The sequence below is a fragment of the Roseburia sp. OF03-24 genome (assembly GCF_003463035.1).
Classification (GTDB): domain Bacteria; phylum Bacillota; class Clostridia; order Lachnospirales; family Lachnospiraceae; genus Roseburia; species Roseburia rectibacter.
Genome location: NZ_QSCK01000014.1, coordinates 22,879 through 40,711 on the forward strand (window position 1 = coordinate 22,879; position 17,833 = coordinate 40,711).

17 protein-coding genes are annotated in these 17,833 nt (G+C 39.4%); 5 read left to right on the forward strand and 12 right to left on the reverse strand.

All coding sequences use genetic code 11. The annotated features are described in order from the left end of the window. Positions 1–12: 12 nt before the first annotated feature. Positions 13–354, reverse strand: a complete 342-nt coding sequence (locus DXA60_RS08780) for a hypothetical protein (protein ID WP_117920899.1) — start codon at positions 352–354, stop codon at positions 13–15. A 203-nt stretch (positions 355–557) separates the two neighbouring features. On the opposite strand from DXA60_RS08780, the gene DXA60_RS08785 reads away from it, so the two are divergent. After that, positions 558–935, forward strand: coding sequence for a response regulator (locus DXA60_RS08785; RefSeq protein WP_006858027.1), 378 nt, complete (start codon positions 558–560; stop codon positions 933–935). A gap of 2 nt (positions 936–937) precedes the next feature. Beyond that, positions 938–1,831 (forward strand): chemotaxis protein CheX, encoded by an 894-nt coding sequence (locus DXA60_RS08790; RefSeq protein WP_117920900.1) that lies wholly within the window; start codon positions 938–940, stop codon positions 1,829–1,831. A 105-nt stretch (positions 1,832–1,936) separates the two neighbouring features. On the opposite strand, the gene thrC is transcribed toward DXA60_RS08790, so the two are convergent. After that, on the reverse strand, positions 1,937–3,427 hold the full coding sequence (gene thrC / locus DXA60_RS08795; protein ID WP_117920901.1) for a threonine synthase: 1,491 nt from the start codon (positions 3,425–3,427) through the stop codon (positions 1,937–1,939). A 242-nt stretch (positions 3,428–3,669) separates the two neighbouring features. Here thrC and DXA60_RS08800 point away from each other — a divergent pair, with 242 nt between their 5' ends. Both DXA60_RS08800 and DXA60_RS08805 read left to right on the forward strand, forming a co-directional pair. Further along, a complete protein-coding gene (locus DXA60_RS08800; protein WP_117920902.1) occupies positions 3,670–4,473 on the forward strand; it encodes a hypothetical protein in 804 nt (267 codons plus the stop codon). 157 nt (positions 4,474–4,630) lie between these two features. After that, on the forward strand, positions 4,631–6,100 hold the full coding sequence (locus DXA60_RS08805; RefSeq protein ID WP_117920903.1) for a methyl-accepting chemotaxis protein: 1,470 nt from the start codon (positions 4,631–4,633) through the stop codon (positions 6,098–6,100). A 102-nt stretch (positions 6,101–6,202) separates the two neighbouring features. Here DXA60_RS08805 and DXA60_RS08810 read toward each other — a convergent pair whose 3' ends face one another. The 7 genes from DXA60_RS08810 to rsxC form a co-directional block, all read right to left on the reverse strand. Beyond that, positions 6,203–8,128 carry a [Fe-Fe] hydrogenase large subunit C-terminal domain-containing protein gene (locus DXA60_RS08810; protein ID WP_117920904.1) on the reverse strand — a complete coding sequence of 642 codons (1,926 nt, stop codon included), beginning with the start codon at positions 8,126–8,128 and terminating at the stop codon, positions 6,203–6,205. 179 nt (positions 8,129–8,307) lie between these two features. Next, entirely contained in the window at positions 8,308–9,099 is a 792-nt protein-coding gene (locus tag DXA60_RS08815) for an RnfABCDGE type electron transport complex subunit B (RefSeq protein WP_117920905.1), read from the reverse strand. A gap of 13 nt (positions 9,100–9,112) precedes the next feature. Next, on the reverse strand, positions 9,113–9,709 hold the full coding sequence (locus DXA60_RS08820; protein ID WP_006858034.1) for an electron transport complex protein RnfA: 597 nt from the start codon (positions 9,707–9,709) through the stop codon (positions 9,113–9,115). Positions 9,710–9,723: 14 nt separating this feature from the next. After that, positions 9,724–10,446 carry an electron transport complex subunit RsxE gene (gene rsxE, locus DXA60_RS08825; RefSeq protein WP_117920906.1) on the reverse strand — a complete coding sequence of 241 codons (723 nt, stop codon included), beginning with the start codon at positions 10,444–10,446 and terminating at the stop codon, positions 9,724–9,726. Then, the gene (locus tag DXA60_RS08830; RefSeq protein ID WP_006858036.1) at positions 10,446–11,057 is read right to left on the reverse strand and encodes an RnfABCDGE type electron transport complex subunit G; all 612 of its coding nucleotides are present in this window, start codon (positions 11,055–11,057) and stop codon (positions 10,446–10,448) included. Before DXA60_RS08830 ends, rsxE begins: the two co-directional genes overlap by 1 nt. A 1-nt stretch (position 11,058) precedes the next feature. Continuing rightward, positions 11,059–12,009, reverse strand: a complete 951-nt coding sequence (locus DXA60_RS08835; protein WP_117920907.1) for an RnfABCDGE type electron transport complex subunit D — start codon at positions 12,007–12,009, stop codon at positions 11,059–11,061. 87 nt (positions 12,010–12,096) lie between these two features. Further along, positions 12,097–13,425, reverse strand: coding sequence for an electron transport complex subunit RsxC (rsxC, locus tag DXA60_RS08840; RefSeq protein ID WP_117920908.1), 1,329 nt, complete (start codon positions 13,423–13,425; stop codon positions 12,097–12,099). Between the two features lie 294 nt (positions 13,426–13,719). On the opposite strand from rsxC, the gene DXA60_RS08845 reads away from it, so the two are divergent. Next, positions 13,720–14,823, forward strand: a complete 1,104-nt coding sequence (locus DXA60_RS08845; RefSeq protein ID WP_117920960.1) for a ribonuclease H-like domain-containing protein — start codon at positions 13,720–13,722, stop codon at positions 14,821–14,823. A gap of 109 nt (positions 14,824–14,932) precedes the next feature. On the opposite strand, the gene DXA60_RS08850 is transcribed toward DXA60_RS08845, so the two are convergent. From DXA60_RS08850 to ispH, 3 genes are all read right to left on the reverse strand, one after another. Beyond that, entirely contained in the window at positions 14,933–15,715 is a 783-nt protein-coding gene (locus DXA60_RS08850) for a CheR family methyltransferase (protein WP_117920909.1), read from the reverse strand. 131 nt (positions 15,716–15,846) lie between these two features. Beyond that, positions 15,847–16,971, reverse strand: a complete 1,125-nt coding sequence (gene rpsA, locus DXA60_RS08855) for a 30S ribosomal protein S1 (RefSeq protein ID WP_117920910.1) — start codon at positions 16,969–16,971, stop codon at positions 15,847–15,849. Then, positions 16,952–17,821, reverse strand: coding sequence for a 4-hydroxy-3-methylbut-2-enyl diphosphate reductase (gene ispH, locus DXA60_RS08860; protein WP_117920911.1), 870 nt, complete (start codon positions 17,819–17,821; stop codon positions 16,952–16,954). The genes rpsA and ispH overlap by 20 nt, the downstream gene beginning before the upstream one ends. Positions 17,822–17,833: the final 12 nt, after the last annotated feature.

Below are 17,833 nucleotides of genomic sequence, written 5' to 3' on the forward strand. Positions count from 1 at the left end.
CCTATGAACGTCTTAAATGTGCAGGAACTTTTCCCGTGCAGTCTTTAAGCTGTTCTGGAACCATAAAAATGACCCAAGAAAGATCACAAGTTCTGCCAAAGTCAGCTTTCCTAAGAAATTCGTAAGTTCATTGATGATACCAACCAGTCCGACTAGGGCAACGATTCCTCCGAACAACGCCTCTCTCCAGTAAATAAATGCTATAAATCCTGCTGTATCTTTACATTTTTTCATCTCTTCTTCTGCAATTACCATGGCATTGATCCTGCCACTTTTTTTCATCTGAAGTGAAGATACTACCATATAGATCCCAAAAAGCAGAATTACCGCATCAAATACAACCATTACTTTCATTTTAAACCTCCAGCATAAATCTTTGTATTTCGACTTTTTTGTCTCATGTTTTTTATTATAAACGCAATACAAAATTGGCGCAACCGGACGTTTTAATTTGTTTTTTTACATAAAATCCCATATTTTCGGTCAAGAAACATTGAACTCTTGCGCCGATTAGTGTAAAATAAAAACAACATACTTATAGAAGGGGGCAAAAAACCATGAAATTTGATGACACAAAAATTCTCATCAGTGACGATTCTATTTTAGCAAGAAAACAGTTAAAGGATATCCTCTCCCAGTTTGGCACACCAACATTTTTAGAGGCTGCAAACGGACAGGATGCTATTGATATTTACAAAAAAGAATCCCCTTCGCTTGTATTTCTTGACATCGTTATGCCGATCAAAGATGGCAATGCTGTCATACATGAGATTACTGATTTTGATCCAGATGCTACTATCATTATTGTCTCTTCTGTCGGTACGCAGTCCCAGCTCCGCGAAGCCATTGAGGCAGGTGCCAGTGATTTTATCCAGAAACCGATCAATGCGGATCAGATCGAACATATTATTACTTCAAGATTTGAAGGGAGATAGACATGTACGCTCAATTTTTCGGAAACTACTTATTATCACACGGAATCACAAAAGAACAGTTAATGCATGCTATGCAGGAAGCAAATTCTGAGCATCCGAAATTAGGAACTCTCGCCATGCATGCAGGATATATGTCAGCCAGTGAAGTGGACCGCGTAATCATCATGCAGACACATGAAGATAAACGTTTCGGCGAACTTGCCATCCGCGAGGGCTATCTGACAGAAGCACAGGTTACAGAGTTACTGCAGACACAGAATCCTAACTTCTTACTTCTTGGTCAGGCATTATTAAATGATGGTGTTATTAATAATGAGCAGCTTCAGTCTCTTATCATCGGTTATCAGTCAGATAATGAACTTTATGATGCAGATATGTCCGCAGAGACAAAGGATATCGTAAACCACCTTGTAGAAAATTTCTTTGTCGTTGCAGAACGTCAGCTTTCACCTGGTGAACTTTCTTTCCTGCATCTTTTGTTTAACGATCTCGTTCGTTTTATCGGAGATGATTTTTCACCAGTTCGCCCTGAACTTTGTAAAGAATATCCGACAAACTATTGTATCAGCCAGCAGATCAATGGTAAATTTTCCATCCGTACTTATATCGATATGCCGGAAAGCACCTGCATTGCATTTGCATCCCGTTATGTTGATGAAGATTTCAACAGTTTTGATGAATATGTACAGTCCTCTCTTGAAGATTTCTTAAATCTCCACAATGGTCTGTTCAATGTTAATATGTCAAATGAACAGGGACTTGAATTACAGCTTGATGTTCCAAATGTTGTGACAGATGAATTGATCACATTTGAACATGAAGCATATCTGTTACCGGTTGTTTATTCTTTCGGAACGATTCATTTTATCTTTGAACTGATTCACAACGAATTATAAATTTCATTATGACAAAAAAACGACTGTGCAAAACACAGTCGTTTTTTTGATGAAAATAGAATGTTTGCGGAATGAACATTCTATTTTCTGTTATCTGCTTATTTATTATATTCCAAGGAACTGTTTTACAACCTCTGGCATCTCTTCCACTTCACATACAGTCTTATGGCGAACCTCGGCACTGCGGATTTCCTCGATTGCCTGTGGAATTTTTACATTGCCGATCCTGCTTAATTCATCCACCAGCTCAAACTCAGATAAAGAATCATATTTTGGATCAATCGCATCCATAACGCTTCTGCTGAATTTAAACGGACTTGCTGTTGATGCGATCACGGTCTTGGTATCTGTGTCATTCGTATCTTTTTTATATTTATGATATACAGATGCAGCAACTGCTGTATGTGTATCAATCACATAACCTGTTTTCTCATACAGATCACGGATGGTATCTGCTGTCTCTTTCTCGCTCGCATAATTTCCGTAGAAATCAGCAAGTTTCTCTTTCATTTCCGGTGTGATCTCGTATTTACCGGTTGTATTTAATTCTTTCATCAATGCAGCATTCTTCACAGCATCCTCACCTGCAATACGATAGATCAGACGTTCAAGGTTGCTTGAGATCAGAATATCCATAGATGGAGAACTTGTCAGCATAAATTCGCGGTTCTTATCATAGGTACCGGTAGAGAAGAAATCATAAAGGACTTTATTCTCATTTGAAGCACAGATCAGTTTTGCTACCGGAATGCCCATATTTTTTGCATAAAACGCTGCCAGGATATTTCCAAAATTACCGGTAGGCACTACGATATTAATTTTCTCGTCTTTTGCGATCACACCGTTTGCATATAATTTTGCATATGCATATACATAGTATGCAATCTGTGGTACCAGACGTCCGATATTGATAGAGTTTGCAGATGAAAACTGATATCCTGCAGCGTCCATCTCCTCTGCAAGTTCTGCATCAGAAAACATTTTCTTAACACCGGTCTGTGCCTGGTCAAAATTGCCATGGATACCAACAACAAAAGTATTATCACCTTTCTGTGTTACCATCTGCTTTTCCTGTACCGGGCTGACACCATTCTTTGGATAAAATACAATGATCTTGGTTCCCTTTACATCTGCAAAGCCTGCCAATGCTGCCTTTCCGGTATCACCGGATGTAGCGGTCAGGATCACGATATCATTTTTGACATTATTCTTTCTTGCTGCAGTGATCAGAAGATGTGGCAGAATGGATAATGCCATATCTTTAAAAGCGATCGTCGGACCATGGAACAATTCAAGATAATACGCACCATCTGCGTCCACTAACGGTGCGATCTCTTCTGTATCAAACTTACTGTCATAGGCAGCATTAATACAGTTTTTCAGCTCTTCTTCTGTATAATCTGTCAGAAACAGTCTGAGTACTTCATAGGCAGTCTCCTGATAAGTCATCTTAGAAAGTTCTTCCATGCTTACATCCAAAGACGGGATCTCAGTCGGTACATATAAACCGCCATCATTTGCCAGTCCTTTTAAAATTGCCTGTGATGCTGTCACTTTTTCATTTGCGTCTCTTGTGCTTGCATACATTAATTCCATTTTCTTCGTCCTCTTATCTTTTTATTCATCGTAATTAAGTTTGGGATTTCCAATTCCTTCCAGTATTATATCAATACTTTTTAGTATTATATAGGAAATGATTGCTTCATGTCAATGCTTTAACGTATGAAAATATTATTTTACAAAAATCGCATCATCTTGCAACCTTTCCGGAAACATGATATGCTGATTACATCTCATCAATGCATCATAACAACTTTAACCGCAGAATGGAGATTTTTATGTTAAAAGGAGTTTTTCCTGCTACAAAAATAGATGGAACCATCTACTATCGTTCCAGCATCAATTATTCCGGCAAACACATCAGTCTTGGAAGTTTTTCATCAGAAGATACCGCTCATCTGGCTTATAAGGAAGCATCACAGGCTCTTTCTGACTCAGTCATAACCATTGACAATGTCTACTCATACAAAACAACTCTTCCATATGAAAAAATCATCATTTTGCTTAATTTTCGTGATAATGGACTCTATTTTAAAAATCCGATCTATCTCCGTAAAGGATATTTCAGTTATTTTCTTTCAGAACATGAAGAATTAAAATTTGACATTGACGATCTTTTTTATTATTCCAGTCACAAGATCCAGAAACGGCAGGGACACCTTTTTGTCAGTGATTACGGGATGCAGTATTCCATTCTGTCACGCTATGGGATACGTCCATATGCAGTTGCCGGCAGGGATTATCAGTTTGTCAACGGGGACCCATCGGACTATCGTTATGCTAACATCCTTGTGATTAACCGTTTTCACGGTGTCGCTCGTTATATGGTAAAAGGAATTACCAAATATCGTGCTACGATACATATTAATGGCAACTATATCGTCGGAACCTATTCTAGTGAGGAAAAAGCTGCTATTGCATATAACAAGGCTGCAGACCTCGCAAAAGCCGCCGGAATCCAAAAAGATTTTCCTGAAAATTATATTGATACACTTTCACCAAAAGAATATGCGGAAATTTATACAAAAATAAAGCTGTCTGAACGTTATCTTTCTTATCTAAAAAACTCTGGCACAATATGATCTTTGATGCATAGCCTGACTGAAAATGTCAAGTTGTGCTCGCCTGTTTTCAAAATCGCGTTATTGTATATTTATCTAAAAAGTAGTACAATAAACGCAAATGTTTTGATGAATTACCATTACTACTGAATAACTATACATAAAGGGAGACATATTTATGAGCCAAACCACTTTCAGCGATCTTGAACGAAATAATAAAACCTGTATGTATGCTCATCTGATTGATTCGAGTATCATGACACTGTTTTGTATTTTGCAGGTGCTTTCCGGACTTCAGACCTGGGGTTATATTCTTATCATTATGATTCTCGGTTTTGCACCTGTCATTGCAGAATTTTATTTCTGGAACAAATCACATGAATCAGCCGCAATCAAACATCTCGTTGCGATCGGTTTTGCTGTTTTTTACAGTTTTGCACTTTTTACTGCCACAAACGGTCTGGTTTTTTTATTCGTTATTCCAATGATTTTAATTATTTCCGTTTATAACGATGCAAAATATTCTCTTATGGTCAACGCCGGAACCACGATTGAAAGTCTTATTGTCGTAATTGTAGGTTCTCAGAATGGAAAATTTGGTTATTCCGGACAGGACAATGCTGTGATCCAGGTCGTCATTATGATTATGGTCGGTATTTATTCTTACTATACTTCACAGACTTTAAACCTCAATATGACACAGAAAATCAAACGTGCCGAGGAATCCCAGACACAGTCAGAGAAATTACTGACAAACCTGTCTGAATTATCAGATCATGTTAATCAGGAAATCAACAGTATCCATCAGGAACTTGATAAATTAAGCACCGCAGCCCAGACAACCCAGCATGCCATGCAGGAAGTATCCAGCGGTACAGCAGATGCAACAGAAGCAGTTATGGAACAGGGTGTGCAGACAAAATCCATTCAGGATAAAATTGTGTTTGTCAATGATGTAACACAGCAGATCAGTGAAAATATGCAGCACACGTTAGACATCGTAACAGAAGGAAGTAATTCCATGCACCTTCTTGTCAGCCAGGTAGATACTTCTGTTGAAAACAGCGTGGAAGCTGCCGCAAAGTTAGAAACATTAAATCATTATATGGAAGAAATGCATTCTATCGTAGAACTGATCGGCGGGATTACATCCCAGACCAGCCTTCTCGCACTAAACGCAAGTATTGAAGCGGCAAGAGCCGGAGAAGCAGGAAAAGGGTTCTCTGTTGTTGCCACCGAAATCACAGGAATGGCTTCACAGACAAAGGATGCGACCATAAAGATAACTGAGTTGATCAATAATGTTACTTCTGCTATCAATGAAGTTGTTACTGTGATACAGCAGATGATTGGCGGTATCAATCAGGAAAAAGAAAGTGCGCAAAATACTGCAGACAGCTTCTCTTCCATTCATGAAAATACACTTTCCATTCAAAATGGTATACAGAACCTGACCACAAGCACCTCAGAATTAAAAGATGCAAATCAGGTTATTTCTGATTCCGTCCAGACACTTTCTGCAATATCAGAAGAACTGACTGCACATGCACACGAGACGTTAGAAGCCGAAAGTAAAAACACAGATATACTTGATAATATTGCTTCAAAAATGCAGGAACTCGTAACATTTACCCAAAAACAGTTTTAAATTTATTGAAAAAAATACATCTGACAACCGGAGTATTGTTGTCAGATGTATTTTTTTGATAAATTGCTATTTCCATCTGTCTGCTTTACAAAACTGTCATTTCTATATATTTTCTACTGCATCGCGAAGTTCATCTGCCATACTCTGCACGCAGGATGTCTGTGACGAAATCTCCTCCGATGTTGCAGCAATCGTTGCTACTTTCTCGTTCATTTCATTAATATTCTCAATCAGATCTTTGATCGAATCAATGCTTGCATTAATCTTAGGAATGATCTCTTCTGCTTTCGCATCATTTTCAACGATCAGATTTTTTGTCGAATCAGACAATTCACGTATTTCGCTTGCAACTACTGCAAATCCGCGTCCCGCTTCTCCTGCCCGTGCCGCCTCTATGGAAGCATTCAGTGAAAGAAGATTTGTCTGTCCTGCGATCGAGGAAATATCCTCATTACTTGCCTTATAAATATTAATAAAATCAGATATCGTTGCCAAAGAGCTGTTTAACTGCTGACAGAAATTGGAAATTTCCTGTATATGCTGTGCAAGAGTTGTCGCCTCGTTTGCTGACGTCTCATTGGCAGCACCCAGCTGATCAATATTATCGCTCAAAGATACAAACTGTTCTGTAATGCCGGCAAGTTTCTGATTATGAATCTCTTGTTTTTGCTGTTCCTCCTCCATAAGATTCTGGATCTTTTCTTTTTCATTTTCTGCAACACTCTTAACATAATGTACACAGTTTTCTTTTACATTCACATGATTATAGATTGCCTTTGCCATATTGCGGCAGGATGAATAGCCACAGGACTCACAGTTAATTTTTTGGCTGGCTGCATCCATCTTATTCATGGATGTAAAGATCTCCTGGATTTCATGCTCGGAAGGCTCTTTAATAACAACATTCTTATTTGTATATTTACGCACGAAATCATTGATATCCAGATCTGCAAATGCTTTCATCAGATTTGCGAGGCGTTCATTTTCCGGCACGGAGTCATCCCATGGAGAACCATTCTTTCCTTTTTTCCAAAACAGTCCCTTTTTCGTTTCTGTCCTGTCGGAAGCTCTGTTTCGCATATCACTTAACGTCAGCATAACATCATCCGTATTGCGTTCCGGTTCTGTAGCTGTTCCGTAGATGCATCCTTTCGAACAGTTTAAAATATCGACCATAAATGGCTGTCTCCTGTTTGTTCTGATACGTTCTAAGTACTCATGCAGGTAGCGATAAGCCTCCTCTTCGCCCTCTACCTGTCTTACCACCTGTTCTTTTCCAAGAAAATGCTCTACATTCTCTCTGAGTCCACCCGGCATCGGATAAAGCGCACCCATCCCATATTCCAGTTCGTCCTCATATTCCTTACAGCCCTGATATTTATTTCCAATCGTTTCAAAAAGCTTTTTAAATGTCACATTATATTTTACATAGCCATAGCAATTTGGATCTGTAATCTCTGTCTTCTTTGCGATACAAGGACTGATAAATGCAAGTTCATCATCACATTTTAAATATTTTTTTATGTAAATTGCCATACACATCATCGGACTATGAATCGGCATCATTTTCGGCAGTAATTCCGGAATATATTTTTCCACATAATTGACAACTGCCGGACATGGCTGGGAAATGCCACCCAGAAACTGATGTTCTGTAATATATTTTAAATATCCCCATGTCGTGATATCTGCACCGAAAGAAACACTGTAAATATGATTTACACCTTTTTCCTTCAGATATCCAAGTACCTTTTTATACTCATGCGGATAATTTGCCAAAAATGCAGGAGCTAAAATAACAGAAATCTTTTTTCCTGCTTCTAATGCTGTAAAAAATGATTTTGTGTCATCCTGATATTCTCTGGCATTATGCTCACATGCATCAAAACATGCCCCACATGCAATACATTTTTCAGAGTCAACTGTTACCTTTCCTGCATCTGTTGCAACATTGGCGATCAGCACCGGACAATCTCTTACACATTTGTTGCATCCGGTACAATTATCATTTGCGTAAATAAGTTCCATTTTGTCCACCCACTTTGTATAATTTTCATAAAAAATATATTGTTATAGTGATATTTTATCATATTTTTGTGTTAATAACAATTTTTATCACTTATTTTTTTGAATGTTTATAAAATAATATACAAAAGAACAGACCGCTTTGAGCAGCCTGTTCTTTTGTTCTTCTAATTGTACTTAAATTAAAGAATAATCTTCTTCGGACATTTCTGTGCACAGATACCACATCCGACACATTTTTCCTGATCAATATATGCTACATTGTCAATGACATGTACGGCATCTTTCGGACAGTTCTTCTCACAGAGATGACATCCGATACATCCAACGGAACATGCCTTCATTACATTCTTGCCGACATCCTTAGAACTACACTGAACAATATGTTTTGCTGAGTAAGGAACAAGCTCGATTAAGTGTTTCGGGCAGGCAGCTACACATTTACCACAAGCCTTACATGCCTCTTTGTCAACTAATGCAATGCCGTCTACGATATGGATCGCATCAAATGGACATGCTTTCACACAGGAACCATATCCCAAGCAGCCATAGTTACATGCTTTGGGTCCACCGTTTGGAACAAATGCCATAGATGCACAGTCCTCATTACCGGTGTACTCATAGTCTTTCTGTGTCTTATCACAGGTACCTGCACATTTTACGAAAGCAACTTTTTTCTCACCCTCGCCAGCATCTACACCCATGATCGCACCGATCTTTGCCGCAACCGGTGCACCACCGACCGGACACTGATTTACCGGTGCTTCACCTTTTGCGATCGCTGCAGCAAGTCCGGAACATCCGGCATAACCACAACCACCACAGTTATTTCCTGGAAGTTCGCCTAAGATGGCAACTTCCTTCTCATCAACTTCTACTTTGAATTTTTCTCCGGAAATACCAAGGAAAAATCCAATCAAGATACCTACGCCGCCCACAACAAGGGCTGCAACTAATATTGCTGTAACGTTCATCTTATTTTTCCTCCTAAATCATTCCTGAGAATCCCATAAACGCGATAGACATCAAAGCTGCTGTGATCAGAACGATCGCAGTACCCTGAAATGGTTTTGGAATATCATTGTATTCAATTTTTTCACGCAGACCTGCCATCAGAACGATCGCGATCAGGAATCCGAATGCAGTTGCAAAACCATTTACAACACTCTCTAAGATTCCATATTCTTTTGTAACGTTTGTTAATGCAACACCTAATACGGCACAGTTTGTAGTGATAAGAGGAAGGTATACACCTAAACTCTGATACAATGCCGGCATTGATTTCTTTAAGAACATCTCAACAAACTGTACTAATGCTGCGATAACAAGAATAAATACGATCGTCTGTAAATAAGTAAGATCGATCCCCTTGCTCATCAGATAGCTGTTTGCAAGAATAAATTTATAGATCAGTGCTGTTACAAACGAGGAAATCGTGATAACGAACACAACTGCACCGCCCATTCCGGCTGCTGTCTCTGTTTTCTTGGAAACTCCTAAGAACGGACAGATACCAAGGAACTGACTTAATACAACGTTATTTACAATCGCAGAACCGATTGCAATCAAAAGTAATTCTTTCATCTGTACCTATCCTCCTACTCTTCTTTTCCGGCAGCATCTGCTTTTACAGTTGCTTTACCGCTGCAGTGTGCAGCCTGGCTGCAGCCGGAGCAGTCGCCGCTCAAGCATCCTGCAGGCTCTGCTAACGGTTTTCCTTTTGCTTCCATCTTCGCTCTTACAATGTTCATAATAGCAACCAGACAGGACAATACTAAGAATGCACCAGGAGCCATAACGAAAATTGTGATCGGTGTAAACCATTTTAAGGATAAGATCTGGAATCCGAAGATCTGACCTGCTCCTAAAAGTTCACGGATCAAACCGATGCAGGTAAGACCAAATGTAAATCCAAGTCCCATACCAATACCATCAAACATAGACGGGATTACCGGGTTCTTAGAAGCATAGCTTTCTGCACGTCCAAGGATGATACAGTTTACTACGATAAGAGGAATATATACACCTAAAGACTCGGAAAGGCTTGGTGTATATGCCTGCATGATAAACTGAACCATGGTAACAAGTGATGCAACGATTACGATGAATGCCGGCATACGGACACCATCCGGGATCACTTTACGGAATGCTGAAATCAGCATATTGGATAAAATAAGTACCACTGTTGTGGAAAGTCCCATACCAAGTCCGTTGACTGCTGAGGAAGTAACCGCCAATGTCGGACACATACCAAGCATCAGAACGAAGGTAGGATTCTCCTTGATAATACCGTTATATAAACGTTCTACATTCTTGTTCATTAATTTGTACCTCCCGCTAAAACATTCTGGAAGTATGTCAGGCAGGCATTTACACCGTTAGCCATAGCTTTTGATGTAATGGTAGAACCTGAAATTGCTTCGATCTCGTTGTCGGCTGACGGAGCTGACTTAACAACGGTAAAGGAATCTACTTTTTTGTTTTCAAACTGACCGTAGAAATCTTCTTCCTGCGCCTTCATACCAAGACCAGGTGTCTCAGAAATAGATGTGATGGAATAACCATTTACAGTTCCATCATTCTGGATACCTACGGAGAATGTGATAGATCCCTGACTTCCGTCCTTTGCGGTTACCGTAAATACATAACCAAGTGTATTTTCGGATGCATCCTGTGCTGCAACTACTGTCTCGATCTCATCGGAATATCCGTTTTCATCTAACAGAGCCTGTGCTGCGTCTGCATCAAAATCTGCATAATCTGTAAAATGATCTGCATCTGTAAATACCTGTTTGTAGGCATTCTGTGTTTTTTCTTCATTTACCTTGTCAATTGAAGGTTTTGTGACACCGTACACAACTCCAAGTAAAAGTCCAAGTACGATTGTAAAAGCAAATAAAATTAATGCGTCATGAACGATCTTCTTATTCATCTTATTTGCCTCCTTCCTGCTTTTTGGCTTCTTTTACCATGCCAAATGCTCTCGGAACTGTATATTTCTCGATCATCGGAACTAAGATATTGCTTAAGATGATTGCAAAAGAAACACCTTCTGCATTTGCACCAAAGCAACGGAACAGTCCGGTAAAGATACCACAGCAGATACCAAAGATGATCTGTCCCATTGGTGTGATCGGTGAAGTAACATAATCAGTAGCCATAAAGAATGCACCAAGCATGAGACCACCACCGCAGAGCTGTGCTGTAATATAAGTCCAGTCAGCACCATGTCCGCTGAAAAGAAGCATGAAAACAACAAATGTTATAATATAGCTTGCCGGGATTCTAAGATCGATCACTCCCATTAAAATCAGGAAGATCGCACCGATCAGAATAGCGATTGCAGAAGTCTCACCGATTGTTCCGGCAGTACGTCCGATCAGCATATCCATGGTATTTACTGCATCCCCGTTTCTCATTGCCGCAAGCGGTGTTGCTCCGGTATAAGAATCAATCGTAAAGTTTGTCATGTTCGCTGCAAATGCGATCAGAAGGAAACATCTTGCACCCAGTGCAGGGTTCATGAAGTTCTGTCCGAGGCCGCCGAACATACATTTTACAACAATAATTGCAAATACACCGCCAAGAACTGCTTCCCACCATGGAAGTGTAGCCGGGAGGTTCAATGCTAAAAGTAATCCTGTCACAACAGCACTCAGATCATTGATCGTCTGTTTTTTATGTACGATCTTGTTAAAGATCCACTCTGATGCAACACAGGATGCGATTGTTACTAAAATTAAAATCAGTGCTCTGTATCCAAAGTTATAGATACCAAATAAAGTTGTCGGAAGCAATGCAATAATTACATAAAGCATGATTCTTTCCGTTGTATCTTTGGAACGCACATGTGGTGATGATGAAACATGATATAAATCACTCACAGGAATCCACCTCTTTCTTCAGTTTTAAAATTTTATTTAATATTGTGAAAACACATTTTCCGAAAATCTCTGCGAATCATGCTTTCATTATTTCTTGTTGCGTTTTGCAGCAAGAACCTGTTTCTTCATGGTCTTAATGGACTGTGCAAGCTGTCTCTTCGCCGGGCATGCAAAACTGCAGCTGCCGCACTCCACACACTCTAATCCATGCCATTTTTCAAATTCTTCGGAAAGTCCCTTATCTGAGAACTTTGCAAGTCTTGACGGGATCAACTGCTCCGGGCATGCCTCCACACAACGTCCGCAGTTGATACATGCTGTCTGTAATTTCTCTGCTGCTGCAACCTCATCCTGTGACATACATAACAGGGAAGATGATGTCTTTGTGGTCGGAACGTCTAATCCAAACATTGCAAATCCCATCATCGGACCACCGGAAATGATCTTTTCAGGTTGTACTTTAAATCCACCAGCCGCATCAACGAGTTCCTGATAACTCGTACCGATGTTATATAAAAAGTTGCCAGGATGCTCGATCGCATCACCAGTGATCGTAGAGATACGGTTTGTTACCGGTTTGCCAAGTTTGACAGCATTGTAAATTGCAATGATCGTCTCAACATTGTCTACGATACAACCAGCATCTGCCGGAAGCATTTTAGAATTGATAGAACGTCCTGTTACCGCGTAAATCAGCTGACGCTCACCACCCTGCGGATACTTTGTCTCTAACGGACAAACCTCGATACGCGGCTCATCTTTTACAAGTTCCTGCAGTTTTTCGATACAATCCGGTTTGTTATTCTCAATACCGAATACACCTTTTGCTTTGTCAAAAATCTGAAGGATGATCTTCATACCACCGATCAGTTCTTCCGGATTTTCTAACATTCTCCGGTAATCTGCCGTCAGATACGGTTCACACTCTGCACAGTTTGCAATAATGTACTCAATTTTCTCCGGTTCTTTCGGTGATAATTTTACATGAGTCGGGAAACCTGCACCACCCATGCCGACAACACCGGCTTCTTTTACTTTACCAATGATCTCTTCTTTTGATAAAGCAGTTACATCTTCACACGGTGTATAAGAAACCTCTTCGAACGCTCCGTCGTTTTCGATCACGATGGAATTGACCATATCGCCAACTGCCACACGACGCGGTTCAATAGCTTTTACAGTACCGGAAGCAGATGCATAAATTGGAGACGATACAAAACCGCCCGCTTCTGCGATTTTCTGTCCCTTTAATACTCTGTCGCCTTTCGCCACTATCGGACTTGCAGGTGCTCCGATATGCTGTGATAACGGATACACCAGGTCGCCCTTGGGTAAAACTTCCACAATTGGCGCATCCTTTGCTAATTCCTTGCCTTCGTAAGGATGGACGCCGCCTTTAAATGTCTTTAAACCCATTTTTCGTGCCCCACTTTCTCTTAATTGTATTCTATTCTATGATATAGCTCATAGAACATTTATCCTATAGATTATACCACAAAATGATACATATTACATCTGTTCCTTGTATTTTTTTTAGTACCTTTTGACAAAATTTTCACAATTATTGAGATAATTCCACCAATTAAGAGTAATTCCATTTTCCTTATATATATGATAAAATTGCAGTAATCCAATGAATTTACCTGCCATAAATGGCAGTACATATAGGGAATACACATGCGCAGAAAAAGCGCAGGAATGGAGACTTTTATGAAATACTGGCACGAAGAAATGCCTTTTACATTAAACGATTCGCTGACAGAACAGATATTTACAGAAAAATCTCTTTTTTTTGATATAGAGACAACCGGATTTTCAGCTGTCCGCACATCACTCTATCTGATCGGATGTGCTGCGCGGAAGAAAAATCTGTTGATTGTCGATCAGTTTTTTGCAGAAACTCCAGCAGATGAATCGGATGTGCTGCATGCATTTTTAGATTATCTGAAAAATTTTGACACGATCATCACATTTAACGGAATCGGTTTTGATATTCCGTACCTGACAAACAAATGCCAGAAATACAAAATTTCCGCACCATTTTCTTCCTATGAATATGTTGATATTTATAAAATGATCTCCGGCTTCCGTTTTCTTTTTGCCCTGCCTGATCTCAAGCAGAAAACAGTGGAACAATTCATCGGTTTAAACCGCCAAGATATGTATAACGGCGGCGAACTGATCAAAGTATATCAAGAATATCAGAAAAATCCCGATGAGAAACTTATCTCTCTTTTAAAACAGCACAATTATGAGGATGTTATCGATATGCCAAAACTTCTCTCTGTCCTGTCCTACGTAAAACTGTTTGACGGGGCATTTACCGTAACATCCATCAATGCAAATGAATATGTCTCTTATGACGGCAGACCATGCAGGGAGCTTCTCTTTTCTCTGCAAAACGATTTTTCGGTTCCTAAACGTGTTTCCTGTCATTATGAGGATTTCCATCTAGTGGTCGATACAGACCAGACAACACTCTGTGTCCGCTTATATACAGGAGAGCTTAAATATTTTCTTTCTGATTATAAAAACTACTGGTATCTGCCCGAGGAGGATCTCGCTATCCCTTCAAGCCTTGCTGCATCGATTCCAAAAGAACGCAGGAAAAAGGCTACCGCAGGAACCTGTTATGAAAAAAGGAATGCCATTTTTCTTCCCCAGTATCAGGAAATCGTAAAACCGGCATTCCGGCATATGTTTAAAGATAAGAAAAGCTACTTTGAACTTACAGAAGATTTTGCTGTTTCCAAAGAAATGCAAAGAGAATATTGTCTGCATGTACTGCAGTTTATCTGCAATAAAAAAATGTAGTCTTTACAAAAACCAATAAAAATCTTATCAAAAAACAGGAAGTCTGAAATATGACTTCCTGTTTTTCATCTCAGAGACTCTGATGTCTCTTATCTTTCTTATATATCTTTTACTGTTTTTCAAAGAAAAACGATGTATGTCTGTCAAATCCAAGTTCTCTGTAATTCATGATCTGCTCTGTGCTTCCAATAAAAAGCACGCCACCAGGCTGGAGAGCTTTATGGAATTTCTGATAGATCACATCTTTTGCCTCTTCTGTAAAATAAATAACCACATTACGGCAAACGATCAGATTGCAGCCACTTGGATAAGGATCTTTTAGCAGATCATGTTTCTTAAATTCCACTCTTTTTTTGATCTCATCTGAAATCTGATAGGAAGAACCAACTTTTGTGAAATATTTTTTCTTAAGGTCATCCGGTACGGAAGCGATACTCTTTTCATTGTACAGCCCCATTCTTGCTGTATCGAGCACCTGATTGTCAATATCTGTCGCAATGATCTTAATATTAGTAAGCGGCACCTGTCTTGAAAGAGCCATGACAAGTGAATATGGCTCATCTCCTGTCGAACAGGCTGCACTCCAAATTTTCAGGTTTTTACCAAATTTTTTAATCAGTGCCGGAAATACCTCTCCCTCTAATATCTTCCACTGATCTGGATTACGATAAAACTCAGAAACATTGATCGTCAGGAAATTGATAAACTGATCAAATTTCTCTTTATCTTTCTTAATCAGGGCTACATAATCATTGTATGTCTTGACATTGTTCTTGGTGATCAGCGTATTAATACGACGACGCATCTGTTTTTCCTTGTAAGAATTCAGATCGATTCCTGCAAGCTGTAAAATATCTTTTTTAAACTTTTCATAATTATCGGTTTCAAGCATAATCTACTTTCCTCCTGTTTCCTTTTGCACAAAAGTTCTGTAAAAACAGATTTACTTTCATGCCATATCAAAAATAGGCTTTACACATTCTGTGAAAGCCTATTTTTCATCCATATTACTGTATACGGAATTTAGTTCTCTTCTGCTGCAACTGCATCGATATCGACATCTGCAACATCAGCATCTTCTGACTCATTTGTCTCAGGAGCAAGTAATGCTTTGATGGAAAGACTGATCTTCTTCTCGTCCTCGTTGAAATCAACGATCTTAGCTTCAATCTCCTGACCTACTTTTAATACATCAGATGGTTTCTCAATATGCTCTTTTGCAATCTGGGAAACATGCAGTAATGCGTCAACACCCGGAGCAAGCTCTACGAATGCACCAAAGTCTGTCATTCTTGCCACTTTTCCTTTTACAACGTTTCCAACCGCATATTTCTCTGCAGCACCATTCCATGGATTCTCTGCCGGGAATTTCATGCTGAGTGCAATCTTTGTCTCATTAATGTCTTTGATGAATACACGTACATGATCACCAACATTAAATACTTTCTTAGGACTTTCTACTCTGCCCCAGGACATCTCAGAGATGTGAAGCAGACCGTCAGCTCCGCCAAGATCAATAAATGCACCGAAGTCTGTTACATTTTTAACAGTTCCTTCCATAACATCACCGACTTTGATCTTTGCAAAAAGTTCTTTCTGCTGCTCTAATTTCTTAGCAACTAAAAGCTGTTTTCTGTCACCGATGATTCTTCTGCGTTTTGGATTAAACTCACTGATTACAAATTCGATATCCTGATCTTTGTACTTGGATAAATCTTTCTCGTAAGTATCAGATACAAGGCTTGCCGGGATAAATACTCTTGTCTCATCCACGATAACGCAAAGACCACCATCTAATACCTGTGCTACTTTTGCTGTTAATACTTCTTTGTTTTCAAATGCCTCTTCTAATCTCTTGCTGCCTTTTTCTGCTGCAAGACGTTTGTATGTGAGTAATACCTGTCCCTCACCGTCGTTTACCTTAAGAACCTTTGCTTCCATGGTGTCGCCGACAGATACCAGTGTTGTTAAATCAACGTTAGCTTCATTCGTATATTCATTACGAGTAATGATTCCGTCTGATTTGTAGCCGATATTTAATACGATCTCATCAGGTTTTACATCGATAACGGTACCTTCAACTACCTCTCCATTTCTTATTGTTTTAAATGATTCCTCCAGCATTTGTTCAAAGCTCATTTCTGACATTCTTTTGAACCTCCTCAATAATTTTGTTTGGGGTAGAAGCCCCTGCGGTAATACCTACGTTATCGATGGACTCAAAACATGTGACATCCAAATCTTTTACAGTTTGTATATAGTAAGTATTGTTGCATTCGTTTTTACATATTTCAAACAACTTCTGCGTATTGGAACTATTTCTGCCCCCTATGACAATCATGGCGTCCACATCACGGGCAATCTTTGCTGCCTCAGTCTGTCTTTCCTCGGTGGCATTGCAGATTGTATTTAAAACAATTATATCATAACCTTTTTTATTTATAATTTCAACTAATTCTTGAAATTTATTGTAATTAAATGTCGTTTGTGCTACAATACATACCTTTTTCCCAGATTCTGCCTGATATTTTTCTGCTTCTTCCGGGGTTGAGATCACAGCCGTATGCGGATCAAGCGACCAGCTTTTGATTCCTTTCACCTCAGGATGTTTTTCATTTCCAATAATTACAATCTGTGCTCCATCGCTACTATATTTTTCCACAAGGCGGTGTATCTTTAACACAAACGGACAGGTTGCATCCACAAGTGTATAACCCAGTTCTTTTATTTTTTCGGATATTCCCTTTTCCACTCCATGTGCACGAATGATAACTGTTCCACCCTGCGGTGCCCTCTCTTCAAATTCTTCAACACTCTCTAAAACAGTCACTCCTTTTTCTTCCAGGTCATGCACCACTTCTTCGTTGTGAATGATCGGACCAAACGTATAGATCGGCTGATTTTTGCTGATACTCTTTTCTAACTGCTCATATACGGTATCGACTGCACGCTTCACTCCAAAACAAAAACCCGCACTTTTTGCCAATGTTACTTTCATATTTTCAGATTT